The sequence below is a fragment of the Erwinia phyllosphaerae genome, from assembly GCF_019132875.1.
GTDB lineage: Bacteria > Pseudomonadota > Gammaproteobacteria > Enterobacterales > Enterobacteriaceae > Erwinia > Erwinia phyllosphaerae.
The window spans coordinates 15711-38813 of record NZ_JAHSPF010000010.1 but is presented as its reverse complement, the minus strand read 5'-3'; the positions used below and the strand labels follow the sequence as shown (position 1 = coordinate 38813).

Below are 23103 nucleotides of genomic sequence, written 5' to 3'. Positions count from 1 at the left end.
CCCCGCCGTGACGACGATTTGGAGGGACTGATGTCGCAGCCGCCCAAAGTTTTGCTGCTTTTTGCTCACCCGGAATCTCAGGACTCGATTGCCAATCGGGTGCTGTTAGAGCCGGCAAAAGCGTTGCCTAATGTGACCGTGCACGACCTGTACGCGCACTATCCCGATTTCTTTATCGATATCCATTATGAACAGCGTTTGCTGCGCGAGCACGACGTGATTGTTTTTCAGCATCCGCTGTATACCTACAGCTGCCCGGCGCTGTTAAAAGAGTGGCTGGATCGCGTGCTGTCGCGAGGCTTCGCCAGCGGGCCGGGCGGTAACGTGCTGGAAGGGAAATACTGGCGCAGCGTTGTTACCACCGGTGAACCGGAAACGGCTTACCATCAGGAAGGGCTCAACCGCTATCCCTTGTCGGCGATTATGCGCCCCTTTGAACTGACCGCGCAGATGTGCAGCATGCACTGGCTGACGCCGATGATTATTTACTGGGCACGGCGGCAGACGCCCGAAATGATGAAAAATTATGCGCGAGCCTATAGCGACTGGCTGGCGTCACCTTTGCCCTATGGAGGCATTTGAATGGAAGGACAAACCCTGCTCACTGCTGGCGTAGTCTATCTTTTTGCTGCGGTTATCGCCGTGCCGATTGCGGCCCGGCTTGGCATTGGTGCAGTGCTGGGTTATCTGCTGGCCGGTATTGCTATCGGCCCGTGGGGACTGGGTTTTATCAGCGACGTCGAGGAAATCCTCCACTTTTCCGAGCTGGGCGTGGTGTTTCTGATGTTTATCATCGGGCTGGAGCTAAACCCTTCCAAGCTCTGGGAGCTGCGGCGTTCTATTTTTGGCGTTGGCGCAGCGCAGGTAATTTTTAGCGCGGCGATCCTCGGCGTGCTGCTGTGGCTGACGAAGTTCTCCTGGCAGGCGGCGATGATTGGCGGTCTGGGCCTGGCGATGTCTTCAACGGCGATGGCGCTGCAGTTGATGAGCGACAAAGGCATGAAGCGCAACGAGTCCGGCCAGCTTGGCTTTTCGGTGCTGCTGTTTCAGGATTTGGCCGTGATCCCGGCGCTGGCGCTGGTGCCGCTGCTGGCTGGCGGCGACAGCGGTCATACCGACTGGATGAAAGTGGGCATGAAGGTGCTGGCTTTTGCGGGCATGCTGATTGGCGGACGTTTTCTGCTGCGACCGATTTTTCGCTTTATCGCCGCTTCCGGCGTGCGCGAAGTCTTTACCGCTGCGGCATTGCTGCTGGTGTTAGGTTCAGCACTGTTTATGCAGGCGCTGGGCCTGTCGATGGCGCTGGGCACCTTTATCGCGGGTATTCTGCTGGCGGAAAGCGAGTATCGTCATGAGCTGGAAGTTGCTATCGATCCTTTTAAAGGCTTGCTGCTCGGGCTGTTTTTTATCTCGGTCGGCATGGCCCTGAATCTGGGCGTGCTTTATACCCATATCGTTGAAATCCTCGTCGGCGTAGTGGTGCTGGTGGCGATTAAAGCGGGCGTGCTTTATCTGCTCTCCCGTATTTTTGGCCTGCGCAGTTCGGAGCGGCTACAGTTTTCTGCGGTGCTGAGCCAGGGCGGCGAATTCGCCTTTGTGCTTTTCTCTGCGGCTTCTTCGGCCAAGCTGTTCAGCGGAGATCAGATGCCGCTGCTGCTGGTTACGGTTACGCTGTCGATGATGACTACGCCGCTGCTGATGCAGAGCGTCGACAAAATTCTGGCCAAACGTTTTAACGATGGCGATGACAACGAAGAAAAACCTTTTGTTGAAGATGATAAACCGCAGGTGATCGTGGTGGGGTTTGGCCGTTTCGGTCAGGTTGTAGCGCGCTTGCTGATGGCCAATGAAAAGCGGATTACGGTACTGGAACGCGATATCAGCGCGGTCAGCCTGATGCGTAACTATGGTTACAAAGTATACTATGGTGATGCCACCGAGCTGGAACTGCTGCGTGCCGCAGGCGCTGAGACGGCGCAGTCCATTGTGGTGACCTGTAACGGCCCGGAAGATGCGATGGAGATTGTGCGTCTTTGCCAGCATCATTTTCCGCATTTGCAAATCCTGGCGCGAGCGCGCGGACGCGTGGAAGCGCATGAGCTGCTACAGGCAGGTGTTACCCAGTTTTCTCGCGAAACTTTTTCCAGCGCGCTGGAGCTTGGCCGCAAGACGCTGATGTCGCTGGGCATGCATCCGCATCAGGCATTTCGCGCGCAGCAACATTTTCGTCGCCTGGATATGCGTATGCTGCGTGAGCTGATGCCGAACCACGGCGATAGCCAGCAGATTTCGCGCGTGAAAGAGGCCAGGCGCGAGCTGGAAGATATTTTCCAGGCCGAGATGCAGCGTGAAAAGCGCCAGTTTGACGGCTGGGATGAGTTTGAATAGGCCGGGGCGAACGAATTCGTCCTTTTTTGAGTTGGCACAGCTTTGCGTTTGCAGGTACAGGCAAAGCAATGCCTGATTATTTAAGTCGGGAAGCGTATGCGTAAAAGATTTATTGCCGGTGCGACTTGTCCAAAGTGCCAGGCAAAAGATACCCTTGCTCTGTGGGTCGAAAATAATGTCGATGTAGTTGAATGCGTTAAGTGCGGCCATCAGATGCGTGAAGCGGACAAACACGTTCGTGACGAGGTTCGCACCAACGAGCAAGTGATCGGAATTTTTCATCCTGAGTAGCGTTATGGCTCAGCTTTTTTTAAGCTGTATCGTACAGCGGCGTTGAAATTTATTACAATCAACGCAAACTTAGAGCCTGCTGGCGAATCCGTCAGCGTTTAAGGCTCAAGCTCTCAACGGTTAGGAGTAATCATGAAAGTAGCAAAAGACCTGGTAGTCAGCCTGGCATATCAGGTACGTACAGAAGACGGTGTGTTGGTTGATGAGTCTCCGGTGACCGCACCGTTGGACTATCTGCACGGTCATGGTTCCCTGATTTCTGGTCTGGAAAAGGCGCTGGAAAATCACGAGGCTGGCGATAAGTTCGAAGTCCACATTGCGGCGAACGAAGCTTACGGCCAGTACGACGACAACCTGGTGCAGCGCGTTCCAAAAGACGTGTTCATGGGCGTTGATGAACTGCAGGTTGGCATGCGCTTCCTGGCGGAAACCGATCAGGGACCGGTACCGGTCGAAATCACCGAGGTAGAAGATGACCACGTGGTGGTTGACGGTAACCACATGCTGGCGGGCCAGGATCTGAACTTTAACGTTGAGGTTGTTGCGATTCGTGAAGCGACCGAAGAAGAACTGGCTCACGGCCACGTTCACGGCGAGCACGATCATCATCATGACCACGATCATGACCACGACCACGGTAAAGGCGGTTGCGGCACCGGCGGCTGTGGCTGCAGCCACTAAGTCGTAGACGTTCGCAAAAGGCCGCCCGAGGGCGGCCTTTTTGTGGGCAGCGATCCTGCCTGGTTCTCCAGCGGCGAAGGGCTGTCAGTAGTGGGGCGGTGGCGTTTCTTCTGACTGTGAGGCCATCATGGAAGGCGCAGCTGATTTCAATTTGTCGGTCAGCAGACGCATTTGCTCACGCAAGCGGCCCATTTCCAGCTCATGTTGAATCACCGTTTGGTTAAGCTCTTCTATGGTGTGTTCCTGAAAAGCTAAGCGGCTTTCCAGCATCTCCATCCGCTGTTCAAACAATGATTGTTGCATACTCGTTCCTCTTATTACCGCGCAGGCCGTTATCATGGCCGGATTCCTCCGATTCTAACGGTAATTAACCGCCTGAAACAGCGATGTTCGCGTTAATTTCGCTGGCGCGGTTGAAAAGAGCCAGCGGCGGCTGCATCTCAGTGATGAAACTTTCGGATGGGTATGTGGTCGGAAGTAATTAGTTTTCATTGCGAGAGTTATGCAGCTTTCTCGCGCACGGTTGTTATAGTACAGGCTCTGTTCTGTAAACGATTTCCGAGGTGAGAGGCTTCGGTTTTGGAGAAATGGATGAAATCACTGTTTAAAGTCACACTGCTGGCCACCACAATGGCCGTTGCGCTGAATGCCTCGCAGGTATTTGCGGCCCCAGCCACGGCGGCACCTTCTGCTCCGGCCGAGCAGGCGCCACAGCAGGCACCGAAGAATGCCGCGTTTAAAAACGAAGATCAGCAGTCTGCCTATGCACTGGGCGCGTCTCTTGGCCGCTATATGGAAAACTCCCTGAAAGAGCAGGAAAAACTGGGCATCACGCTGGACAAGCAGCAGCTGATCTCCGGTGTTCAGGACGCTTTTGCCGGTAAGAGCAAGCTTTCCGATCAGGAAATCGAGCAGACGCTGCAGGCGTTTGAAGGTCGCGTAAAAACGGCCGCTCAGGCGAAAATGGAAAAAGACGCGAAAGAGAATACCGAAAAAGGTAGCGCTTTCGCCGCTAAGTTCGCCAAAGAAAAAGGCGTGAAAAAAACCGAATCTGGCCTGATGTATCAGGTTGAGAAAGAAGGGACTGGCGACGTGCCTAAAGACAGCGATACCGTTGTTGTTAACTACAAAGGTACGCTGATTGACGGTTCTGAGTTCGACAACTCTTACACTCGCGGCGAGCCGCTGTCATTCCGTCTTGACGGCGTGATCCCTGGCTGGACCGAAGGCCTGAAGCACGTGAAGAAAGGCGGCAAAATCAAGCTGGTCATTCCACCACAGCTCGCCTACGGTAAAAACGGCGTGCCGGGTATTCCAGCTAACTCTACGCTGGTATTTGATGTTGAGCTGCTGGACATCAAACCGGCCGCGAAAGCGGATGCTAACGCACCGGCTCCGACAGAAGCGCCAGCCGCTACCGAATCTAAGTAACGCCTCCTGCCGCCACTTCTGTGGCGGTATTTTTTCCTGCCTCAAACTGCCTTATCCCTTTATCCAGCGCTATTCCCACACAAAATTCATGACAAAGACCGGGACAGGCGTTTCTGATATTTGCTAGACTGACGCCCGCGCATTTTCTTCGAAACGAACCTGTGCTGGCCGCATGCAGCAGGCTTTTTTAAAGGTGGTGTCTTAATGTCTGGCTCAATTTTTACCGGTGATGTGAACGATCTGGAATTACTGGAGCAGCATCCCTTTGAACCAAATGATTTTGCGATTTTAAAATCGTATGAGGCAGTGGTCGATGGGCTGGCAATGCTTATCGGTTCGCACTGTGAGATTGTGCTGCACTCACTGGAAGATTTAAAACGCTCTGCTGTGCGTATTGCCAACGGCGAGCACACCGGTCGTAAAATCGGTTCGCCTATTACCGATCTGGCGCTGCGTATGCTGCACGATATGACGGATGCAGAAAGCAACGTCTCGCGCGCTTACTTTACCCGCGCCAAAAGCGGCGTGTTGATGAAGTCGGTCACTATTGCCATTCGCAACGGAAAACAGCGCGTTATCGGTCTGCTCTGCATCAATATGAATCTGGACGTGCCTTTCTCCCAGATCATCGCGACGTTTATGCCGCCGGAAACTCAGGAAATGGACTCCTCGGTAAACTTTGCCTCTTCGGTGGAGGATCTGGTGATGCAAACGCTGGAGTTTACGATTGAAGAGGTCAGTAACGATCGCAATATCTCCAATAACGCCAAGAATCGCCAGATTGTGCTCAATCTCTATGAAAAAGGCATTTTCGATATTAAAGATGCAATTAACCAGGTGGCCGATCGCCTGAACATCTCTAAGCACACCGTCTATCTTTATATCCGCCAGTTCAAGCATGGCGATTTTCAGGGAACCGAACGCTGATGCGTTTTACTTTGCTGGTCACCGGCCCCGCCTATGGCACTCAGCAGGCCAGCTCGGCCTGGTTGTTTGCTCAGGCGCTGCTGGCGCAGGGCCATAGTCTGGAAAGCGTTTTCTTCTATCGTGAGGGCGTGATGAACGCCAGCGCGCTGACGTCTCCGGCCAGCGATGAAGTTGATTTGACCCGCGCCTGGCAACAGTTACAGCGCGAGCATAACGTTGCGCTGAATATCTGCGTGGCTGCGGCGCTGCGGCGCGGCATCACCGATCGGCAGGAAGCCAAAAACCTGAATCTTCCCGCCGCTAACCTGGCCGAAGGTTTCCAGCTTTCCGGTCTGGGCGCGCTGGCCGAAGCGGCATTAAGCAGCGAGCGGATGGTACAGTTCTGATGAAGCGTATCGCCTTTGTTTTTAGCCAGCCGCCGCATGGTTCCAGCGCCGGACGGGAAGGGCTGGACGCCGTGATGGCCGTTTCAGCGCTTAGCGAAGATATCGCGCTGTTTTTCGTCAGCGACGGGGTAATGCAGCTGCTGGGCGATCAGCAGCCGGAAAAAATTCTGGCGCGCAACTATATCGCTACGTTTGGCGTTCTGCCGTTATACGATCTGGAAAACTTTTACGTCTGCTCGGCTGCGCTGGCCGAACGCGGCATTGCAGCAGACGCGTTAACAGCGCTGCCGGTTGAGGTTCTGACCCCTGCGGCACTGCGTGCGGCGCTAAACGATTACGACCAGATTATTTCGTTCTGAGGAAACTATGCTGCATACGTTGATGACTTCTCCTTTCCAGTGCGACCTGAACGCCATGCTGCGGCTGCTGGCAGAAGGGGACGACGTGTTACTGTTGCAGGATGGCGTACTGGCGGCGTTAAAAGGCAGCAAAGCCCTTGAATCTCTGCGGTTAGCCCCCATCTCTTTATACGTCCTGCAGGATGATGTGGTGGCTCGCGGGCTTTCTGCTCAAATTTCATCCGATGCGGCAGCGGTGAGCTATACTGATTTCGTCGCGCTGACGGTTAAACACCCTCAACAAATGACCTGGTAACGACAATATCCTGGTTATTTCTTGACACCTTTTCTGCTCAGCCCTAAAATTCCGCGTCCTCGTTATCTGACGAGGCGATTTATTACGTGTTTACGAAGCAAAAGCAAATTCCAGGAGCTATTTAATGGCAACAGTTAACCAGCTGGTTCGCAAACCACGCGCACGCAAAGTTGCAAAGAGCAACGTGCCTGCGCTGGAAGCTTGCCCGCAGAAACGTGGTGTATGTACTCGTGTGTATACCACTACCCCGAAAAAACCAAACTCCGCACTGCGTAAAGTATGCCGTGTGCGTTTGACTAACGGTTTTGAAGTTACCTCCTACATCGGCGGTGAAGGTCATAACCTGCAGGAACACTCCGTGATCCTGATCCGTGGCGGTCGTGTAAAAGACCTGCCAGGTGTGCGTTACCACACCGTTCGTGGCGCGCTGGACTGCTCAGGTGTTAAAGACCGTAAGCAGGCTCGCTCCAAGTACGGCGTGAAGAAGCCAAAGGCTTAATGGTTCTCCGTTAAGTAAGGCCAAACGTTTTATCTTAAATGTCATAATAAACTCGTAGAGTTTTGGACAATCCTGAATTAACAACGGAGTATTTCCATGCCACGTCGTCGCGTTATTGGTCAGCGTAAAATTCTGCCAGATCCTAAGTTCGGATCAGAGCTGCTGGCCAAATTTGTAAACATCCTGATGGTAGATGGTAAAAAATCTACCGCCGAATCTATCGTTTATACTGCACTTGAGACCCTGGCTCAGCGTGCTGGTAAAGGCGAACTGGAAGCATTCGAAGTAGCCCTGGACAACGTCCGCCCAACCGTGGAAGTTAAATCCCGTCGCGTTGGTGGTTCTACTTATCAGGTACCAGTTGAAGTCCGTCCGGTTCGTCGTAATGCTCTGGCAATGCGTTGGATCGTTGAAGCTGCTCGTAAACGCGGTGATAAATCAATGGCTCTGCGCCTGGCGAACGAACTTTCTGATGCTGCAGAAAACAAAGGTACTGCAGTGAAGAAACGTGAAGACGTTCACCGTATGGCCGAAGCCAACAAGGCGTTCGCTCACTACCGCTGGTAACAGCTCTGTAGTTGTTATTAACCCAGCGGGCGTTCAGTTGACCCCGCTGGGATTTAACTTTGAACGTCCGAGAATCAGAGGAATCAAATGGCTCGTACAACACCCATTACACGCTACCGTAACATTGGTATCAGTGCACACATCGACGCCGGTAAGACGACAACTACCGAACGTATTCTGTTCTACACCGGTGTAAACCACAAAATCGGTGAAGTTCATGATGGCGCAGCCACCATGGACTGGATGGCGCAGGAGCAGGAGCGTGGTATTACCATTACCTCCGCAGCGACTACCGCTTTCTGGTCTGGTATGGCTAAGCAGTTCGAGCCGCACCGCGTAAACATCATTGACACCCCAGGACACGTTGACTTCACCATCGAAGTTGAACGTTCTATGCGTGTTCTTGACGGCGCAGTAATGGTTTACTGTGCAGTTGGTGGTGTTCAGCCACAGTCTGAGACCGTATGGCGTCAGGCTAACAAATATAAAGTTCCACGCATCGCGTTCGTTAACAAAATGGACCGCATGGGTGCTAACTTCCTGAAAGTTGTTGGTCAGATCGAAGCACGTCTGGGCGCAACTCCGGTTCCTCTGCAGCTGGCTATCGGCGCAGAAGAGAACTTCACCGGCGTTGTTGACCTGATCAAGATGAAAGCGATCAACTGGAACGACGCGGATGCAGGCGTGACCTTCGATTACGAAGAGATCCCGGCTGACATGCAGGAACTGGCTGAAGAATGGCGCCAGAAACTGATTGAAGCGGCAGCTGAAGGCTCTGATGAGCTGATGGAGAAGTTCTTTGGTGGCGAAGAGCTGACCGAAGAAGAGATCAAAACTTCTCTGCGTAAGCGCGTTCTGAACAACGAAATTATCCTGGTTACCTGTGGTTCTGCATTTAAGAACAAAGGTGTTCAGGCAATGCTGGATGCCGTAATTGAATATCTGCCGTCACCAACTGACGTAACAGCTATCAACGGTATTCTGGACGACGGTAAAGATACGCCAGCAGTTCGTCACTCTGACGACAACGAGCCGTTTGCTGCTCTGGCGTTTAAAATCGCTACCGACCCGTTTGTAGGTAACCTGACGTTCTTCCGCGTTTACTCTGGTATCGTTAACTCTGGCGACACCGTGTACAACCCGGTTAAATCTCAGCGTGAGCGTCTGGGCCGTATCGTACAGATGCACGCCAACAAGCGTGAAGAGATTAAAGAAGTTCGCGCAGGCGACATCGCTGCAGCTATCGGTCTGAAAGACGTGACCACCGGTGACACCCTGTGTGACCCGGACAACGTTATCATTCTGGAGCGCATGGAATTCCCTGAGCCGGTAATCTCCATCGCGGTTGAACCGAAAACCAAAGCTGACCAGGAAAAAATGGGTCTGGCTCTGGGCCGTCTGGCTAAAGAAGACCCGTCATTCCGCGTATGGACTGACGAAGAGTCTAACCAGACTATTATCGCAGGTATGGGTGAGCTGCACCTCGACATCATCGTTGACCGCATGAAGCGTGAATTCAACGTTGAAGCGAACGTCGGTAAACCTCAGGTTGCTTACCGTGAAGCTATCCGTTCTAAAGTTACGGATATCGAAGGTAAACACGCCAAGCAGTCCGGTGGTCGCGGTCAGTACGGTCATGTTGTTATCGACATGTACCCACTGGAGCCGGGTTCAAACCCGAAAGGCTACGAATTTACCAACGACATTAAAGGTGGTGTGATTCCTGGTGAATACATCCCTGCCGTTGATAAAGGCATTCAGGAGCAGCTGAAAGCAGGTCCGCTGGCTGGTTATCCGGTAGTTGATCTGGGCGTGCGTCTGCACTTCGGTTCTTACCATGACGTTGACTCCTCCGAGCTGGCGTTTAAACTGGCGGCTTCTATCGCCTTTAAAGATGGCTTTAAGAAAGCACAGCCTGTGCTGCTTGAGCCAATCATGAAGGTTGAAGTTGAAACGCCTGAAGAGAACACTGGTGACGTTATCGGTGACCTTAGCCGTCGTCGTGGTACGCTGCGCGGCCAGGAATCCAACGTAACTGGCGTTGTGATTCACGCTGAAGTTCCGCTGTCTGAAATGTTCGGATATGCAACACAGCTGCGTTCTATCACCAAAGGTCGTGCATCTTACTCTATGGAATTCCTGAAGTATGATGATGCGCCGAACAACGTTGCTCAGGCTGTTATTGAAGCCCGTGGTAAATAATCGGGTTTAACCAATTGATCCCGTGCTCTCCTTCCCACAAGGGAGAGCACAGAAAGTAAGGAATATCGCCGTGGCTAAAGAAAAATTTGAACGTTCCAAACCGCACGTCAACGTTGGCACCATCGGCCACGTTGACCACGGTAAAACTACCCTGACTGCTGCTATCACCACCGTTCTGGCTAAAACCTACGGCGGTTCTGCTCGTGCATTCGACCAGATCGATAACGCACCAGAAGAAAAAGCTCGTGGTATCACCATCAACACTTCTCACGTTGAATATGACACCCCGACTCGCCACTACGCGCACGTTGACTGCCCAGGCCACGCCGACTATGTGAAAAACATGATCACCGGTGCTGCGCAGATGGACGGCGCGATCCTGGTTGTTGCTGCGACTGACGGCCCAATGCCGCAGACCCGTGAGCACATCCTGCTGGGTCGTCAGGTTGGCGTTCCTTACATCATCGTGTTCCTGAACAAGTGCGACATGGTTGATGATGAAGAGCTGCTGGAACTGGTTGAAATGGAAGTACGTGACCTGCTGTCACAGTACGACTTCCCGGGCGACGACACCCCAATCGTTCACGGTTCCGCGCTGAAAGCGCTGGAAGGCGATGCAGAGTGGGAAGCTAAGATCATCGAGCTGGCTGGTCACCTGGATAACTACATCCCAGAGCCAGAGCGCGCAATCGACAAGCCGTTCCTGCTGCCAATCGAAGACGTGTTCTCTATCTCCGGCCGTGGTACCGTTGTTACCGGTCGTGTAGAGCGCGGTATCGTTAAAGTTGGTGAAGAAGTTGAAATCGTTGGTATCAAAGATACCGTGAAATCAACCTGTACCGGCGTTGAAATGTTCCGTAAGCTGCTGGACGAAGGCCGTGCGGGTGAGAACTGTGGTATCCTGCTGCGCGGTATCAAGCGCGAAGATATCCAGCGTGGTCAGGTTCTGGCTAAGCCAGGCACCATCAAGCCACACACTCAGTTCGAGTCTGAGGTTTACATCCTGTCCAAAGACGAAGGCGGCCGTCATACTCCGTTCTTCAAAGGCTACCGTCCACAGTTCTACTTCCGTACAACTGACGTGACCGGTACCATCGAACTGCCAGAAGGCGTTGAGATGGTAATGCCAGGCGACAACATCAAAATGGTTGTTACCCTGATTCACCCAATCGCAATGGACGACGGTCTGCGTTTCGCAATCCGTGAAGGCGGCCGTACTGTTGGTGCGGGCGTTGTTGCTAAAGTTATCGCTTAATTGTCGATAGCCTGAGAACAGGGTTCGCTCTGTTCGGGCAAGTAAAAAGAGCACTTCGGTGCTCTTTTTTTATGGCTGCAATTCGGCAAGCAAAAACCATCTCGTTACCCGCCTGCAATAAACCCCTTGTGCGATTGAAATAAAAACGATTCGCATTTACAATGTGATCGTTATTTGTACGGGGTGATAAAATGTACGTCTGTTTATGTAATGCCATAAGTGATAAAACGATCCGCGAGGTAGTGCGTCGTTACCAGCCAAAATCGCTCCAGCATCTCCGCCAGTTTATTCCTGTAGGCAAGCAGTGCGGTAAATGTTTGCGCGTTACGCGCGATATCATGAAAGAAGAACTGCAGCACCTTCCGCCTTATAAAGAAATTGCCTGATAATTCCCCTATATTTTGTCATGCTTTTTTGACTTCTTCGCTGGTGCATCTACGATCTGATTAACCGGAAGCGGAGGATGCAACATGAAGGGCGATGCCAGAATCATAAGTCATTTGAATAAACTTCTTGGAAATGAGCTGGTTGCTATAAACCAGTATTTTCTTCATGCGCGAATGTTCAAAAACTGGGGGCTGATGCGCCTGAACGACATTGAATATCACGAGTCCATCGACGAAATGAAGCATGCGGATAAATATATCGAACGCATACTGTTTCTCGAAGGCCTGCCGAACCTGCAGGACCTGGGGCGGCTGCGTATTGGCGAAGATGTAGAAGAGATGCTGCGTTCGGATTTGCAGCTTGAACTGGAAGGTGCCAAAGATCTGCGTGAGGCTATCGCTTATGCGGATAAGGTTTATGACTATGTCAGCCGCGATATGATGATTGTGATTCTGGAAGATGAAGAACACCATATCGACTTCTTAGAAACCGAACTCGATTTGATTGCTAAAATCGGCGTGCAAAATTACCTGCAGTCGCAGATCAAAGTAGAAGGGTAGGGCTGTTGCATCATAAAACGCTGCTAGATCAGGAAGACCGGCAGCGTTTTTTATTTTTTTAAACAACGCGTTTTCCGGCGACCCGCTATCTATACCCCGCCTGGGTTAAGAAACTGGTTGCAATGCCCGCTCACGTACGTATAATGCGCGGGCCTGTCAGAAATGGCGGCCCGGTTCAATCTGAACCGCAGGCGAGCAATTAGCTCCCTGACAATACTCCCAATCGGGGAGTTATGTGCAGACGATTACACTCCCCCATCAATCGTAATGGGTGTGGGTAGTAATTTTTTTCGTTTATAAATAATTGGAGCTCTGGTCTCATGCAGAACCAAAGAATCCGTATCCGTCTTAAAGCGTTTGATCATCGTCTGATCGATCAATCGACCGCAGAAATCGTTGAGACTGCCAAGCGCACTGGTGCGCAGGTTCGTGGTCCAATTCCTCTGCCGACCCGCAAAGAGCGCTTTACCGTTCTGATCTCCCCGCACGTCAACAAAGATGCGCGCGATCAGTATGAAATTCGCACTCACAAGCGTCTGGTTGACATCGTTGAGCCAACTGAAAAAACGGTTGATGCTCTGATGCGTCTGGATCTGGCTGCAGGTGTTGACGTGCAGATCAGCCTGGGTTAATCAGGTCATTGAGCGATTGAGAGGTTGAAACAATGATTGGTTTAGTCGGTAAAAAAGTCGGTATGACCCGCGTCTTCACTGAAGATGGCGTATCTATCCCGGTAACCGTGATCGAAATTGAAGCAAACCGCGTGACTCAGGTTAAGAGCCTGGAAAACGACGGCTACACTGCTATCCAGGTAACTGCCGGTGCTAAAAAAGCAAACCGCGTCACCAAGCCTGAAGCAGGCCATTTTGCTAAAGCTGGCGTAGAAGCTGGCCGTGGTCTGTGGGAATTCCGTACCGCTGAAGGCGACGAATTCACCGTAGGTCAGAGCATCAACGTTGACATTTTCGCTGACGTGAAAAAAGTTGACGTGACTGGTACATCTAAAGGTAAAGGTTTTGCCGGTACTGTTAAGCGCTGGAACTTCCGTACTCAGGATGCTACCCACGGTAACTCCTTGTCTCACCGCGTTCCGGGTTCTATCGGTCAGAACCAGACTCCGGGCAAAGTGTTCAAAGGCAAGAAAATGGCAGGCCAGCTGGGTAATGAGCGCGTAACCGTTCAGAGCCTGGACGTAGTACGTGTTGACGCTGAGCGCAACCTGCTGCTGGTTAAAGGTGCAGTTCCCGGTGCTACCGGTAGCGACCTGATCGTTAAACCAGCTGTGAAGGCGTAAGGGGATAGCAATGGAATTAGTATTGAAAGACGCGCAAAGCGCGCTGACTGTTTCCGAAACTACCTTCGGTCGTGACTTCAACGAAGCGCTGGTACATCAGGTTGTTGTTGCTTATGCAGCAGGTGCCCGTCAAGGTACCCGTGCTCAGAAGACCCGTGCTGAAGTAACTGGTTCCGGCAAAAAGCCGTGGCGCCAGAAAGGTACCGGCCGTGCGCGTGCAGGTTCTGCAAAGAGCCCAATCTGGCGTTCAGGCGGCGTGACCTTCGCTGCGAAGACCCAGGATCACAGTCAGAAAGTAAACAAAAAGATGTACCGCGGCGCGCTGAAAAGCATCCTGTCCGAACTGGTACGTCAAGATCGTCTGATCGTTGTCGAGCAGTTCTCTCTGGAAGCACCTAAAACTAAGCTGCTGGTAGAGAAACTGAAAGACATGGCGCTGGAAGACGTGCTGATCATCACTGGCGAACTGGAAGAGAACCTGTTCCTGGCCGCTCGCAACCTGTACAAGGTTGACGTACGTGATGCAGCTGGTATCGACCCAGTTAGCCTGATCGCCTTCGACAAAGTCGTTATGACTGCTGATGCAGTTAAGCAAGTTGAGGAGATGCTGGCATGATCCGTGAAGAACGTCTGCTGAAAGTACTGCGCGCGCCGCACGTATCTGAAAAAGCATCTGCTGCGATGGAAAAAACCAACACCATCGTTCTCAAAGTTGCTAAAGACGCGACCAAAGCAGAAATCAAAGCCGCTGTACAGAAGCTTTTCGAAGTGGAAGTAGAGGACGTAAACACCCTGGTTGTTAAAGGGAAAGTTAAGCGTCACGGACAGCGTATTGGTCGTCGTAACGACTGGAAAAAAGCTTACGTCACCCTGAAAGAAGGCCAGAATCTGGACTTCGTCGGCGGCGCTGAGTAAGTCGGAGGAGAAGAACAATGGCAGTTGTTAAATGTAAACCGACATCTCCGGGTCGTCGTCACGTAGTTAAAGTGGTGAACGCGGAGCTGCACAAGGGCAAACCATTTGCCCCGCTGGTCGAAAAGAACAGCAAATCCGGTGGCCGTAACAACAATGGTCGCATCACTACCCGTCATATCGGTGGTGGTCATAAGCAGGCTTACCGTATTGTTGACTTCAAACGCAACAAAGATGGTATCCCGGCTACCGTTGAACGTCTTGAGTACGATCCGAACCGTTCCGCGAACATCGCGCTGGTTCTGTACAAAGACGGCGAGCGCCGTTACATCCTGGCCCCTAAAGGCCTGAAAGCTGGCGACCAGATTCAGTCTGGCGTTGATGCGGCGATTAAAGCGGGTAACACCCTGCCAATGCGCAACATCCCAGTGGGTTCCACCGTACACAACGTAGAAATGAAACCAGGCAAAGGCGGTCAGATTGCCCGTTCAGCTGGTACTTACGTGCAGATCGTTGCGCGTGAAGGTTCCTACGTTACCCTGCGTCTGCGTTCTGGTGAAATGCGTAAAGTCGAATCTGACTGCCGCGCGACCTTGGGCGAAGTCGGTAACGCCGAGCACATGCTTCGCGTTCTGGGTAAAGCCGGTGCAGCTCGTTGGCGCGGTGTTCGTCCTACCGTTCGCGGTACTGCGATGAACCCAGTCGATCACCCGCACGGTGGTGGTGAAGGTCGTAACTTTGGTAAGCACCCTGTATCACCTTGGGGCCTGCAGACTAAAGGTAAGAAGACCCGTAGCAACAAGCGTACTGATAAATTTATCGTACGTCGCCGTAGCAAATAATTTTAGAGGATAAGCCATGCCACGTTCTCTCAAGAAAGGTCCATTTATTGACCTGCACTTGCTGAAGAAGGTAGAGAAAGCGGTGGAAAGCGGAGACAAGAAGCCTTTGCGCACCTGGTCCCGTCGTTCAACGATCTTCCCTAACATGATCGGTTTGACCATCGCTGTCCATAATGGTCGTCAGCACGTTCCTGTCTTTGTTTCCGACGAAATGGTCGGTCACAAACTGGGTGAATTTGCACCGACTCGTACTTATCGCGGCCACACTGCTGATAAGAAAGCCAAGAAACGCTAACAGGAGGAAGAGATGGAAACTATCGCTAAACATCGCCACGCTCGTTCTTCTGCTCAGAAGGTTCGCCTGGTAGCAGATCTTGTACGCGGTAAGAAAGTGTCGCAGGCTCTGGACATTTTGACCTACACCAATAAGAAAGCGGCTGTACTGGTCAAGAAAGTTCTGGAATCTGCCATTGCTAACGCCGAACACAACGATGGCGCTGACATTGATGATCTGAAAGTCACGAAGATCTTCGTAGACGAAGGCCCAAGCATGAAGCGCATTATGCCGCGTGCAAAAGGTCGTGCAGATCGCATCCTGAAGCGCACCAGCCACATTACTGTGGTTGTGTCCGATCGCTGAGACTCTGGAGACTAGCAATGGGTCAGAAAGTACATCCTAATGGTATTCGCCTGGGTATTGTTAAACCCTGGAACTCTACCTGGTTCGCAAATACCAAAGAATTCGCTGACAACCTGGACAGCGATTTTAAAGTACGCCAGTTCCTGACGAAAGAACTGGCTAAAGCGTCCGTATCTCGTATCGTTATCGAGCGTCCGGCTAAGAGCATCCGTGTGACTATTCACACCGCTCGTCCTGGCATCGTGATCGGTAAGAAAGGCGAAGACGTAGAAAAACTGCGCAAGGTCGTAGCGGATATCGCTGGCGTTCCTGCACAGATCAATATCGCCGAAGTCCGTAAACCGGAACTGGACGCTAAGCTGGTTGCTGACAGCATCACTTCACAGCTGGAGCGTCGCGTGATGTTCCGTCGTGCGATGAAGCGTGCTGTACAGAACGCAATGCGTCTGGGCGCTAAAGGGATCAAAGTTGAAGTTAGTGGCCGTCTGGGCGGTGCTGAAATCGCGCGTACCGAATGGTACCGTGAAGGCCGCGTGCCGTTGCACACCCTGCGTGCTGACATTGACTACAACACCTCTGAAGCGCACACCACTTATGGTGTAATCGGCGTTAAGGTATGGATCTTCAAAGGCGAGATCCTGGGTGGTATGGCTGCTGTTGAACAACCGGAACCGGCTGCTCAACCTAAAAAGCAGCAGCGTAAAGGCCGTAAGTAAGGAGAGTCGCTGATGTTACAACCAAAGCGTACAAAATTCCGTAAAGTGCACAAAGGCCGCAACCGTGGTCTGGCGCAGGGTACGGATGTTAGCTTCGGTACTTTCGGTCTGAAAGCTGTTGGCCGTGGTCGTCTGACTGCACGTCAGATCGAAGCAGCACGTCGTGCTATGACCCGTGCAGTTAAGCGTCAAGGTAAAATTTGGATCCGTGTATTCCCGGACAAACCAATTACCGAGAAGCCGCTGGAAGTGCGTATGGGTAAAGGTAAAGGTAACGTGGAGTATTGGGTTGCCTTGATCCAGCCAGGTAAAGTCCTGTATGAAATGGACGGTGTTCCGGAAGAGCTGGCCCGTGAAGCATTCAAGCTGGCAGCAGCAAAACTGCCTATCAAAACCACCTTTGTAACTAAGACGGTGATGTAATGAAAGCAACAGAGCTGCGTGAGAAAAGCGTTGAAGAGCTGAACACTGAGCTGCTTAACCTGCTGCGTGAGCAGTTCAACCTGCGCATGCAGGCAGCATCCGGCCAGCTGCAACAGACTCATCTGTTGAAGCAAGTGCGTCGTGATGTTGCACGCGTTAAGACTTTACTGACTGAGAAGGCGGGTGCGTAATGACCGATAAAATCCGTACTCTGCAAGGTCGTGTGACTAGCGACAAAATGGAGAAATCCATTGTTGTAGCTATCGAACGTTTCGTGAAACACCCAATCTACGGTAAGTTCATTAAGCGTACGACCAAACTGCACGTACATGACGAGAACAATGAATGTGGTATCGGCGACAAGGTTGAAATCCGTGAGTGCCGCCCACTGTCCAAGACTAAGTCCTGGACCCTGGTTCGCGTTGTAGAGAAAGCGGTTCTGTAAGAACTTCTTCTCTCTGAAAAACCCCCGCTTGCGGGGGTTTTTTCTTTTCTGCCTTCTCACATCCCTTCTCAAAACTGCCTCAGTTTAATAAGACCGTTAAGCGTAACGATCGGGATCACATTAAATTCTTTCTCAGCGCTTAAAATAGTTTTTCCGTTCAGCCACGCTGAGCATGCTGCGCAGGACGCGTGGATAAGTCCTGTATCGGGAAACCTACATGGAACGTGACGATGTGCAATCAACCTGATTATACCCGCCGTCTCTTGCTAACCTTACCGCTGCTCGCCGCTTCCTCTGAGCTTTTTGCCGCCGGGCTTGCTTTTCCCACTACGACAGCAACTGGCGCTATGTCGCCAGAACGTACCCTATTGCTGAAGAATGCGGATCTCATCGTCACTATGGATGCTGACAGACGGGAAATAAAAAATGGCAGTGTTTTAATAAGAGGTAATGTCATTGCTGCCGTTGGTAAAGCGGCGGAACTTCCGGGCCAGGCAGATAAAACTATCAATATGCAGGGGCATATCGTCATCCCTGGATTGATCAATACCCACCACCATATGTACCAAAGCCTGACGCGAGTGATTCCGGCAGCCCAGGATGGCGAACTGTTTAAGTGGATCACCAGCCTCTATCCGATCTGGCAAAAAATGACGCCTGAGACGATCCGTATCTCTACCATGATGTCCATGGCCGAGCTTGTGCTGTCAGGCTGTACTACCTCAAGCGATCACCTTTACCTTTACCCTAACGGCTGTCGGCTGGATGACAGTATTGAAGCTGCTGCCATTATGGGCATGCGCTTTCATGCCAGCCGGGGCAGTATGAGTGTTGGGCAAAGTAAGGGAGGATTACCGCCAGACTCGCTGGTAGAAAATGAAGCGGCAATCCTTGCGGATACGCAGCGGGTTATTGAACGCTACCATGATGCTTCTCCGGGAGCCATGGTGCGTATTGTAGTTGCGCCCTGTTCACCCTTTTCCGTTAGCCAAAATCTCATGAAGGAGTCGGCAAGCCTGGCGCGTAGCTATAACGTCTCCATGCATACGCACCTGGCAGAAAACGATAACGATGTCCGCTACAGCCGGGAAAAGTTTAACCGCACGCCGGCGCAGTATGTCGAGGACTTAGGATGGGTAGGGCGGGATGTCTGGCACGCTCACTGCGTTAAGCTGGACGATTATGGGATTGAGCTTTTTGCGCGTACCGGTACTGGCGTGGCGCATTGTCCATGTTCAAATATGCGTCTGGCCTCCGGCATCGCGCCAGTCAGAAAAATGTTAGATAAGGGTATAAATGTTGGGCTGGGTGTTGACGGTTCGGCATCGAACGACACGGCAGACATGATAGCAGAAGTCCGTCAGGCGCTGCTGTTACAGCGGGTTGGCTTTGGCCCTGATGCATTGACGGCCAGACAGGCGCTTGAGCTGGCTACGCTTGGCGGGGCCAGAGTTCTTAACCGGGATGACGTGGGAGCTATAGCTCCGGGCATGATGGCGGATATCGCTGTTTTCGATCTCAATCGGCCGGGACTGGCGGGCACAGGTCACGATCCCCTTGCCGCACTGGTTTTTTGTAACCCCGGAACCGTAGCCTACAGCATTATCAACGGGCGGATTATTATAGACAAAGGACAGCTTGCCCTGGTGGACTTAGCGCAAATCGTTGCAGAACATAACAGGCTGGCCTCTACGCTTTATCCTTAAGCTGACGTCTGGCCGTTCACAAAGCCGCCATTTTTTCGGGGCGGCTTCAGATTTATAACGATAAACCCCAACAAGCTGAAGAAGTGTGCAGATTACGATTGCTACCGGATGAACAATTCCTTAGAATGTCGCGTTCCTCAATTCGAGGATCAAATATCGACTCGATATGAGTCGTTTATTTTTTCTACCCATATGCGAGAAGCGGTGTTATAATGCTGCGCCCTCAATAATGGGGCTTTTATACGACCTGAATCAGGTCCCGAAGTAGTAGTTGACATTAGCGGAGCACTAAAATGATCCAAGAACAGACTATGCTGAACGTCGCCGACAACTCCGGTGCACGTCGCGTAATGTGTATCAAGGTTCTGGGTGGCTCGCACCGTCGCTACGCAGGCGTAGGCGATATCATCAAAATTACCATCAAGGAAGCAATTCCTCGCGGTAAGGTTAAGAAAGGTGATGTGCTGAAGGCGGTAGTGGTGCGCACCAGGAAGGGTGTTCGTCGCCCGGACGGTTCTGTCATTCGCTTCGATGGTAATGCATGCGTTATTCTGAACAATAACAGCGAGCAGCCTATCGGAACGCGTATTTTTGGGCCGGTAACTCGTGAACTTCGTACTGAAAAGTTCATGAAAATTATCTCTCTGGCACCAGAAGTACTCTAAGGAGCGAAAAATGGCAGCTAAAATCCGTCGCGATGACGAAGTTATCGTGCTGACCGGCAAAGATAAAGGTAAGCGCGGTAAAGTTAAAAATGTCCTGTCTTCTGGCAAGGTCATTGTTGAAGGTATCAACCTGGTGAAGAAACATCAGAAGCCGGTTCCGGCTCTGAACCAACCAGGTGGCATCGTTGAAAAAGAAGCCGCTATTCAGGTTTCCAACGTTGCACTTTACAACACTGCCACCGGCAAGGCTGACCGTGTAGGCTTTAGATTCGAAGACGGCAAAAAAGTCCGTTTCTTCAAGTCTAACAGCGAAACTATCAAGTAATTTGGAGTAGTACGATGGCGAAACTGCATGATTACTACAAAGACGAAGTAGTTAAAAAACTCATGACTGAGTTTAGCTACAATTCTGTCATGCAAGTCCCTCGGGTCGAGAAGATCACCCTGAACATGGGTGTTGGTGAAGCGATCGCTGACAAGAAACTGCTGGATAACGCAGCAGCAGATCTGGCAGCAATCTCCGGTCAAAAGCCGTTTATCACCAAAGCACGCAAATCAGTTGCAGGCTTCAAAATCCGTCAGGGCTATCCGATCGGCTGTAAAGTGACTCTGCGTGGCGAGCGCATGTGGGAGTTCTTTGAGCGTCTGATCTCTATTGCTGTACCGCGTATCCGTGACTTCCGTGGCTTGTCCGCTAAGTCATTCGACGGTCGTGGTAACTACAGCATGGGCGTTCGTGAGCAGATCATCTTCCCAGAAATCGACTATGACAAAGTCGATCGCGTTCGTGGTTTGGATATTACCATTACCACTACTGCGAAATCTGACGATGAAGGCCGTGCTCTGCTGGCTGCCTTTGACTTCCCGTTCCGCAAGTAAGGTAGGGTTACTTCATGGCTAAGCAATCGATGAAGGCACGCGAAGTCGTTCGCGTAAAACTGGCTGATAAATACCGCGCTAAACGCGAGGAATTAAAAGCTATCATCTCTAGTGTGAACTCATCCGACGAAGAACGTTGGAATGCAGTTCTCAAGCTGCAAACTCTGCCGCGTGATTCCAGCCCGTCCCGTCAGCGTAACCGCTGCCGCCAAACTGGCCGTCCACATGGTTATGTGGGCAAATTCGGGTTGAGCCGTATCAAGTTGCGTGAAGCCGCTATGCGCGGTGAAGTACCTGGCTTGAAAAAGGCTAGCTGGTAATTACCAATTGAATCACGGGAGTAAAGACAGATGAGCATGCAAGATCCGATCGCGGATATGCTGACCCGTATCCGTAACGGTCAGGCCGCGAACAAAGTTGCGGTCACCATGCCTTCCTCCAAGCTGAAAGTGGCAATTGCCAACGTGCTGAAGGAAGAAGGATATATTGAAGAATTTAAAATCGAAGGCGACACCAAGCCAGAACTGGAACTGACTCTTAAGTATTTCCAGGGTAAGGCTGTGGTAGAAAGCATTCAGCGTGTAAGCCGTCCAGGTCTGCGTATCTACAAACGCAAAGACGAACTGCCAAAAGTAATGGCTGGACTGGGTATCGCTGTTGTTTCTACCTCTAAAGGTGTTATGACCGATCGTGCAGCGCGCCAGGCTGGTCTTGGTGGCGAAATTATCTGCTACGTAGCTTAACGGAGGAAAGAATGTCTCGTGTTGCTAAAGCACCTGTCGTCATTCCTGCCGGCGTAGAGGTAAAACTCGACGGTCAGGTTATTTCGATTAAAGGTAAAAACGGCGAGCTGACTCGTACTCTCAACAATGCTGTAGAAGTTAAGCATGCTGACAACGCTCTGACTTTCGCTCCGCGCGAAGGTTTCACAGACGGTTGGGCACAGGCTGGTACTTCTCGCGCACTGCTGAACAGTATGGTTATCGGTGTTACCGAAGGCTTCACCAAGAAGCTGCAGCTGGTTGGTGTAGGTTATCGTGCGGCCGTTAAAGGCAACGCTGTGAGTCTGGCCCTGGGCTTTTCTCACCCTGTTGAACACGCGCTGCCTGCGGGAATCACTGCTGAATGTCCAACTCAGACTGAGATCGTGCTGAAAGGCGCTGATAAACAGCTGATTGGTCAGGTTGCAGCCGATCTGCGCGCCTACCGTCGTCCTGAGCCTTATAAAGGCAAGGGTGTTCGTTACGCCGACGAAGTCGTGCGTACCAAAGAGGCTAAGAAGAAGTAAGGTAACACTATGGATAAGAAATCTGCTCGTATCCGTCGTGCGACCCGCGCACGCCGCAAGCTCAAAGAGCTGGGTGCAACTCGCCTGGTGGTACATCGTACCCCGCGTCATATTTACGCACAGGTAATTGCTCCTAACGGTTCTGAAGTTCTGGTTGCTGCTTCTACAGTAGAAAAAGCAATCAGTGAGCAACTGAAGTACACCGGAAACAAAGACGCCGCCGCAGCTGTTGGTAAAGCAGTCGCTGAGCGCGCAATCGAAAAAGGCATCACTGGTGTTTCTTTCGACCGCTCTGGTTTCCAATATCATGGTCGTGTCCAGGCACTGGCAGATGCTGCCCGTGAAGCTGGCCTACAGTTCTAAGGTAGAGGTGTAAGATGGCACACATCGAAAAACAAGCTGGCGAACTGCAGGAAAAGCTGATCGCGGTAAATCGCGTATCGAAAACCGTTAAAGGTGGTCGTATCTTCTCTTTCACTGCTCTGACAGTGGTAGGTGACGGTAACGGTCGCATCGGTTTTGGTTACGGTAAAGCGCGTGAAGTTCCAGCAGCGATCCAGAAAGCGATGGAAAAAGCCCGTCGCAATATGATTAACGTCGCGCTGAACGACGGTACCCTGCAGCACCCTGTTAAAGGTGTGCACACAGGTTCTCGTGTGTTCATGATGCCGGCTTCTCAAGGTACCGGTATCATTGCCGGCGGTGCAATGCGCGCCGTACTGGAAGTCGCTGGGGTTCATAACGTTCTGGCTAAAGCCTACGGTTCCACTAACCCGATTAACGTGGTTCGTGCAACGCTGGATGGCCTGGCCAACATGAATTCCCCAGAAATGGTCGCTGCCAAGCGTGGCAAATCCGTTGAAGACATTCTGGGGTAATGACCATGGCTAAGACTATTAAAATTACTCAAACCCGCAGTTCGATCGGACGTTTGCCGAAACACAAGGCAACGCTGCTTGGCCTGGGTCTGCGTCGTATTAACCACACCGTAGAGCGTGAAGACACGCCAGCTGTACGCGGTATGGTTAACGCGATTTCCTACATGGTTAAAGTGGAGGAGTAACA

The 23103-nt window shown here is 51.8% G+C and carries 37 protein-coding genes; 36 read left to right on the top strand and 1 reads right to left on the bottom strand.

Features of this window, described 5'->3' with window-relative positions:
- The first annotated feature begins 30 nt into the window (after nt 1-30).
- From kefG to slyD, 4 genes are all read left to right on the top strand, one after another.
- A complete protein-coding gene (gene kefG, locus KUE00_RS16850; protein WP_246761269.1) occupies nt 31-582 on the top strand; it encodes a glutathione-regulated potassium-efflux system ancillary protein KefG in 552 nt (183 codons plus the stop codon).
- Entirely contained in the window at nt 583-2388 is a 1806-nt protein-coding gene (gene kefB, locus KUE00_RS16845; protein ID WP_246761094.1) for a glutathione-regulated potassium-efflux system protein KefB, read from the top strand.
- Between the two features lie 96 nt (nt 2389-2484).
- On the top strand, nt 2485-2679 hold the full coding sequence (locus KUE00_RS16840) for a YheV family putative zinc ribbon protein (protein ID WP_125289837.1): 195 nt from the start codon (nt 2485-2487) through the stop codon (nt 2677-2679).
- Between the two features lie 132 nt (nt 2680-2811).
- Nucleotides 2812-3360, top strand: coding sequence for a peptidylprolyl isomerase (gene slyD / locus KUE00_RS16835; protein ID WP_246761092.1), 549 nt, complete (start codon nt 2812-2814; stop codon nt 3358-3360).
- Nucleotides 3361-3444: 84 nt separating this feature from the next.
- Here slyD and KUE00_RS16830 read toward each other — a convergent pair whose 3' ends face one another.
- Nucleotides 3445-3663, bottom strand: a complete 219-nt coding sequence (locus KUE00_RS16830; RefSeq protein ID WP_246761090.1) for a protein SlyX — start codon at nt 3661-3663, stop codon at nt 3445-3447.
- 288 nt (nt 3664-3951) lie between these two features.
- Between KUE00_RS16830 and fkpA the strand changes: the two genes are divergently transcribed.
- The 32 genes from fkpA (at nt 3952) to rpmD (ending at nt 23101) form a co-directional block, all read left to right on the top strand.
- A complete protein-coding gene (gene fkpA, locus KUE00_RS16825; RefSeq protein ID WP_246761088.1) occupies nt 3952-4791 on the top strand; it encodes an FKBP-type peptidyl-prolyl cis-trans isomerase in 840 nt (279 codons plus the stop codon).
- Between the two features lie 204 nt (nt 4792-4995).
- On the top strand, nt 4996-5718 hold the full coding sequence (locus tag KUE00_RS16820; protein ID WP_246761087.1) for a helix-turn-helix transcriptional regulator: 723 nt from the start codon (nt 4996-4998) through the stop codon (nt 5716-5718).
- A complete protein-coding gene (gene tusD, locus KUE00_RS16815) occupies nt 5718-6104 on the top strand; it encodes a sulfurtransferase complex subunit TusD (protein ID WP_246761085.1) in 387 nt (128 codons plus the stop codon). The genes KUE00_RS16820 and tusD overlap by 1 nt, the downstream gene beginning before the upstream one ends.
- Nucleotides 6104-6463 (top strand): sulfurtransferase complex subunit TusC, encoded by a 360-nt coding sequence (gene tusC / locus KUE00_RS16810; RefSeq protein ID WP_246761083.1) that lies wholly within the window; start codon nt 6104-6106, stop codon nt 6461-6463. Before tusD ends, tusC begins: the two co-directional genes overlap by 1 nt.
- A 7-nt stretch (nt 6464-6470) precedes the next feature.
- Nucleotides 6471-6758: a sulfurtransferase complex subunit TusB gene (gene tusB / locus KUE00_RS16805; RefSeq protein WP_246761080.1), complete on the top strand. Its 288-nt coding sequence runs from the start codon at nt 6471-6473 to the stop codon at nt 6756-6758.
- A gap of 124 nt (nt 6759-6882) precedes the next feature.
- Nucleotides 6883-7257, top strand: coding sequence for a 30S ribosomal protein S12 (gene rpsL / locus KUE00_RS16800; RefSeq protein ID WP_075182598.1), 375 nt, complete (start codon nt 6883-6885; stop codon nt 7255-7257).
- A gap of 96 nt (nt 7258-7353) precedes the next feature.
- Nucleotides 7354-7824: a 30S ribosomal protein S7 gene (gene rpsG / locus KUE00_RS16795; RefSeq protein WP_125289829.1), complete on the top strand. Its 471-nt coding sequence runs from the start codon at nt 7354-7356 to the stop codon at nt 7822-7824.
- An 87-nt stretch (nt 7825-7911) separates the two neighbouring features.
- Nucleotides 7912-10026 (top strand): elongation factor G, encoded by a 2115-nt coding sequence (gene fusA / locus KUE00_RS16790; protein ID WP_246761079.1) that lies wholly within the window; start codon nt 7912-7914, stop codon nt 10024-10026.
- A 70-nt stretch (nt 10027-10096) separates the two neighbouring features.
- Nucleotides 10097-11281: an elongation factor Tu gene (tuf, locus tag KUE00_RS16785; protein ID WP_246761077.1), complete on the top strand. Its 1185-nt coding sequence runs from the start codon at nt 10097-10099 to the stop codon at nt 11279-11281.
- Nucleotides 11282-11472: 191 nt separating this feature from the next.
- On the top strand, nt 11473-11667 hold the full coding sequence (gene bfd, locus KUE00_RS16780) for a bacterioferritin-associated ferredoxin (protein ID WP_246761075.1): 195 nt from the start codon (nt 11473-11475) through the stop codon (nt 11665-11667).
- An 84-nt stretch (nt 11668-11751) separates the two neighbouring features.
- On the top strand, nt 11752-12228 hold the full coding sequence (gene bfr, locus KUE00_RS16775) for a bacterioferritin (RefSeq protein ID WP_246761073.1): 477 nt from the start codon (nt 11752-11754) through the stop codon (nt 12226-12228).
- 320 nt (nt 12229-12548) lie between these two features.
- A complete protein-coding gene (rpsJ, locus tag KUE00_RS16770; RefSeq protein WP_001181005.1) occupies nt 12549-12860 on the top strand; it encodes a 30S ribosomal protein S10 in 312 nt (103 codons plus the stop codon).
- A gap of 32 nt (nt 12861-12892) precedes the next feature.
- The gene (rplC, locus tag KUE00_RS16765) at nt 12893-13522 is read left to right on the top strand and encodes a 50S ribosomal protein L3 (RefSeq protein ID WP_125290984.1); all 630 of its coding nucleotides are present in this window, start codon (nt 12893-12895) and stop codon (nt 13520-13522) included.
- Between the two features lie 10 nt (nt 13523-13532).
- Nucleotides 13533-14138, top strand: coding sequence for a 50S ribosomal protein L4 (gene rplD, locus KUE00_RS16760; protein WP_246761071.1), 606 nt, complete (start codon nt 13533-13535; stop codon nt 14136-14138).
- Nucleotides 14135-14437, top strand: coding sequence for a 50S ribosomal protein L23 (rplW, locus tag KUE00_RS16755; RefSeq protein ID WP_034917494.1), 303 nt, complete (start codon nt 14135-14137; stop codon nt 14435-14437). Before rplD ends, rplW begins: the two co-directional genes overlap by 4 nt.
- Before the next feature lie 17 nt (nt 14438-14454).
- Nucleotides 14455-15276 (top strand): 50S ribosomal protein L2, encoded by an 822-nt coding sequence (gene rplB, locus KUE00_RS16750; RefSeq protein ID WP_246761069.1) that lies wholly within the window; start codon nt 14455-14457, stop codon nt 15274-15276.
- A 16-nt stretch (nt 15277-15292) separates the two neighbouring features.
- Entirely contained in the window at nt 15293-15571 is a 279-nt protein-coding gene (rpsS, locus tag KUE00_RS16745) for a 30S ribosomal protein S19 (RefSeq protein WP_013204132.1), read from the top strand.
- Nucleotides 15572-15583: 12 nt separating this feature from the next.
- Nucleotides 15584-15916: a 50S ribosomal protein L22 gene (gene rplV / locus KUE00_RS16740; protein ID WP_000447532.1), complete on the top strand. Its 333-nt coding sequence runs from the start codon at nt 15584-15586 to the stop codon at nt 15914-15916.
- Between the two features lie 17 nt (nt 15917-15933).
- Complete coding sequence (gene rpsC / locus KUE00_RS16735; RefSeq protein ID WP_002919766.1) at nt 15934-16632, top strand: 30S ribosomal protein S3; 699 nt, start codon at nt 15934-15936, stop codon at nt 16630-16632.
- A gap of 12 nt (nt 16633-16644) precedes the next feature.
- A complete protein-coding gene (gene rplP, locus KUE00_RS16730) occupies nt 16645-17055 on the top strand; it encodes a 50S ribosomal protein L16 (protein ID WP_002438716.1) in 411 nt (136 codons plus the stop codon).
- Nucleotides 17055-17246, top strand: coding sequence for a 50S ribosomal protein L29 (rpmC, locus tag KUE00_RS16725; RefSeq protein WP_025902044.1), 192 nt, complete (start codon nt 17055-17057; stop codon nt 17244-17246). Before rplP ends, rpmC begins: the two co-directional genes overlap by 1 nt.
- A complete protein-coding gene (gene rpsQ / locus KUE00_RS16720; RefSeq protein WP_024966581.1) occupies nt 17246-17500 on the top strand; it encodes a 30S ribosomal protein S17 in 255 nt (84 codons plus the stop codon). The genes rpmC and rpsQ overlap by 1 nt, the downstream gene beginning before the upstream one ends.
- Before the next feature lie 347 nt (nt 17501-17847).
- Nucleotides 17848-19206 (top strand): 8-oxoguanine deaminase, encoded by a 1359-nt coding sequence (locus KUE00_RS16715; RefSeq protein WP_246761268.1) that lies wholly within the window; start codon nt 17848-17850, stop codon nt 19204-19206.
- A 293-nt stretch (nt 19207-19499) separates the two neighbouring features.
- Nucleotides 19500-19871 (top strand): 50S ribosomal protein L14, encoded by a 372-nt coding sequence (gene rplN / locus KUE00_RS16710; RefSeq protein ID WP_004160583.1) that lies wholly within the window; start codon nt 19500-19502, stop codon nt 19869-19871.
- Between the two features lie 10 nt (nt 19872-19881).
- Nucleotides 19882-20196, top strand: coding sequence for a 50S ribosomal protein L24 (gene rplX, locus KUE00_RS16705; RefSeq protein WP_020322770.1), 315 nt, complete (start codon nt 19882-19884; stop codon nt 20194-20196).
- A gap of 14 nt (nt 20197-20210) precedes the next feature.
- Nucleotides 20211-20750, top strand: coding sequence for a 50S ribosomal protein L5 (gene rplE, locus KUE00_RS16700; protein WP_056232433.1), 540 nt, complete (start codon nt 20211-20213; stop codon nt 20748-20750).
- A gap of 14 nt (nt 20751-20764) precedes the next feature.
- Nucleotides 20765-21070 (top strand): 30S ribosomal protein S14, encoded by a 306-nt coding sequence (gene rpsN / locus KUE00_RS16695; protein WP_062749332.1) that lies wholly within the window; start codon nt 20765-20767, stop codon nt 21068-21070.
- 30 nt (nt 21071-21100) lie between these two features.
- Nucleotides 21101-21493: a 30S ribosomal protein S8 gene (gene rpsH, locus KUE00_RS16690; protein WP_052902739.1), complete on the top strand. Its 393-nt coding sequence runs from the start codon at nt 21101-21103 to the stop codon at nt 21491-21493.
- Between the two features lie 11 nt (nt 21494-21504).
- On the top strand, nt 21505-22038 hold the full coding sequence (gene rplF / locus KUE00_RS16685) for a 50S ribosomal protein L6 (protein ID WP_246761067.1): 534 nt from the start codon (nt 21505-21507) through the stop codon (nt 22036-22038).
- A gap of 9 nt (nt 22039-22047) precedes the next feature.
- A complete protein-coding gene (rplR, locus tag KUE00_RS16680) occupies nt 22048-22401 on the top strand; it encodes a 50S ribosomal protein L18 (protein ID WP_004160572.1) in 354 nt (117 codons plus the stop codon).
- Between the two features lie 14 nt (nt 22402-22415).
- On the top strand, nt 22416-22916 hold the full coding sequence (gene rpsE, locus KUE00_RS16675) for a 30S ribosomal protein S5 (RefSeq protein WP_020322763.1): 501 nt from the start codon (nt 22416-22418) through the stop codon (nt 22914-22916).
- A 5-nt stretch (nt 22917-22921) separates the two neighbouring features.
- Nucleotides 22922-23101: a 50S ribosomal protein L30 gene (gene rpmD / locus KUE00_RS16670; protein WP_004160569.1), complete on the top strand. Its 180-nt coding sequence runs from the start codon at nt 22922-22924 to the stop codon at nt 23099-23101.
- Nucleotides 23102-23103: the final 2 nt, after the last annotated feature.

Excerpts from the sequence above, each read along its gene's own strand:
- rpsQ (WP_024966581.1), top strand. The coding sequence starts at position 17,246 with ATGACCGATAAAATCCGTACTCTGCAAGGTCGTGTGACTAGCGACAAA.
- rplX (WP_020322770.1), top strand. The coding sequence starts at position 19,882 with ATGGCAGCTAAAATCCGTCGCGATGACGAAGTTATCGTGCTGACCGGC.
- rplN (WP_004160583.1), top strand. The coding sequence starts at position 19,500 with ATGATCCAAGAACAGACTATGCTGAACGTCGCCGACAACTCCGGTGCA.
- rpsS (WP_013204132.1), top strand. The coding sequence starts at position 15,293 with ATGCCACGTTCTCTCAAGAAAGGTCCATTTATTGACCTGCACTTGCTG.
- KUE00_RS16840 (WP_125289837.1), top strand. The coding sequence starts at position 2,485 with ATGCGTAAAAGATTTATTGCCGGTGCGACTTGTCCAAAGTGCCAGGCA.
- slyD (WP_246761092.1), top strand. The coding sequence starts at position 2,812 with ATGAAAGTAGCAAAAGACCTGGTAGTCAGCCTGGCATATCAGGTACGT.
- rpsG (WP_125289829.1), top strand. The coding sequence starts at position 7,354 with ATGCCACGTCGTCGCGTTATTGGTCAGCGTAAAATTCTGCCAGATCCT.
- KUE00_RS16820 (WP_246761087.1), top strand. The coding sequence starts at position 4,996 with ATGTCTGGCTCAATTTTTACCGGTGATGTGAACGATCTGGAATTACTG.
- rpsJ (WP_001181005.1), top strand. The coding sequence starts at position 12,549 with ATGCAGAACCAAAGAATCCGTATCCGTCTTAAAGCGTTTGATCATCGT.
- KUE00_RS16715 (WP_246761268.1), top strand. The coding sequence starts at position 17,848 with ATGTCGCCAGAACGTACCCTATTGCTGAAGAATGCGGATCTCATCGTC.
- fusA (WP_246761079.1), top strand. The coding sequence starts at position 7,912 with ATGGCTCGTACAACACCCATTACACGCTACCGTAACATTGGTATCAGT.
- rplE (WP_056232433.1), top strand. The coding sequence starts at position 20,211 with ATGGCGAAACTGCATGATTACTACAAAGACGAAGTAGTTAAAAAACTC.
- rplC (WP_125290984.1), top strand. The coding sequence starts at position 12,893 with ATGATTGGTTTAGTCGGTAAAAAAGTCGGTATGACCCGCGTCTTCACT.
- tusB (WP_246761080.1), top strand. The coding sequence starts at position 6,471 with ATGCTGCATACGTTGATGACTTCTCCTTTCCAGTGCGACCTGAACGCC.
- rpsN (WP_062749332.1), top strand. The coding sequence starts at position 20,765 with ATGGCTAAGCAATCGATGAAGGCACGCGAAGTCGTTCGCGTAAAACTG.
- fkpA (WP_246761088.1), top strand. The coding sequence starts at position 3,952 with ATGAAATCACTGTTTAAAGTCACACTGCTGGCCACCACAATGGCCGTT.
- rplP (WP_002438716.1), top strand. The coding sequence starts at position 16,645 with ATGTTACAACCAAAGCGTACAAAATTCCGTAAAGTGCACAAAGGCCGC.
- kefB (WP_246761094.1), top strand. The coding sequence starts at position 583 with ATGGAAGGACAAACCCTGCTCACTGCTGGCGTAGTCTATCTTTTTGCT.
- rpsL (WP_075182598.1), top strand. The coding sequence starts at position 6,883 with ATGGCAACAGTTAACCAGCTGGTTCGCAAACCACGCGCACGCAAAGTT.
- rpsH (WP_052902739.1), top strand. The coding sequence starts at position 21,101 with ATGAGCATGCAAGATCCGATCGCGGATATGCTGACCCGTATCCGTAAC.
- rplV (WP_000447532.1), top strand. The coding sequence starts at position 15,584 with ATGGAAACTATCGCTAAACATCGCCACGCTCGTTCTTCTGCTCAGAAG.
- rpmD (WP_004160569.1), top strand. The coding sequence starts at position 22,922 with ATGGCTAAGACTATTAAAATTACTCAAACCCGCAGTTCGATCGGACGT.
- rplD (WP_246761071.1), top strand. The coding sequence starts at position 13,533 with ATGGAATTAGTATTGAAAGACGCGCAAAGCGCGCTGACTGTTTCCGAA.
- KUE00_RS16830 (WP_246761090.1), bottom strand. The coding sequence starts at position 3,663 with ATGCAACAATCATTGTTTGAACAGCGGATGGAGATGCTGGAAAGCCGC.
- rplB (WP_246761069.1), top strand. The coding sequence starts at position 14,455 with ATGGCAGTTGTTAAATGTAAACCGACATCTCCGGGTCGTCGTCACGTA.
- tusD (WP_246761085.1), top strand. The coding sequence starts at position 5,718 with ATGCGTTTTACTTTGCTGGTCACCGGCCCCGCCTATGGCACTCAGCAG.
- rpsE (WP_020322763.1), top strand. The coding sequence starts at position 22,416 with ATGGCACACATCGAAAAACAAGCTGGCGAACTGCAGGAAAAGCTGATC.
- rpsC (WP_002919766.1), top strand. The coding sequence starts at position 15,934 with ATGGGTCAGAAAGTACATCCTAATGGTATTCGCCTGGGTATTGTTAAA.
- rplR (WP_004160572.1), top strand. The coding sequence starts at position 22,048 with ATGGATAAGAAATCTGCTCGTATCCGTCGTGCGACCCGCGCACGCCGC.
- bfr (WP_246761073.1), top strand. The coding sequence starts at position 11,752 with ATGAAGGGCGATGCCAGAATCATAAGTCATTTGAATAAACTTCTTGGA.
- kefG (WP_246761269.1), top strand. The coding sequence starts at position 31 with ATGTCGCAGCCGCCCAAAGTTTTGCTGCTTTTTGCTCACCCGGAATCT.
- rplW (WP_034917494.1), top strand. The coding sequence starts at position 14,135 with ATGATCCGTGAAGAACGTCTGCTGAAAGTACTGCGCGCGCCGCACGTA.
- rpmC (WP_025902044.1), top strand. The coding sequence starts at position 17,055 with ATGAAAGCAACAGAGCTGCGTGAGAAAAGCGTTGAAGAGCTGAACACT.
- rplF (WP_246761067.1), top strand. The coding sequence starts at position 21,505 with ATGTCTCGTGTTGCTAAAGCACCTGTCGTCATTCCTGCCGGCGTAGAG.
- tusC (WP_246761083.1), top strand. The coding sequence starts at position 6,104 with ATGAAGCGTATCGCCTTTGTTTTTAGCCAGCCGCCGCATGGTTCCAGC.
- bfd (WP_246761075.1), top strand. The coding sequence starts at position 11,473 with ATGTACGTCTGTTTATGTAATGCCATAAGTGATAAAACGATCCGCGAG.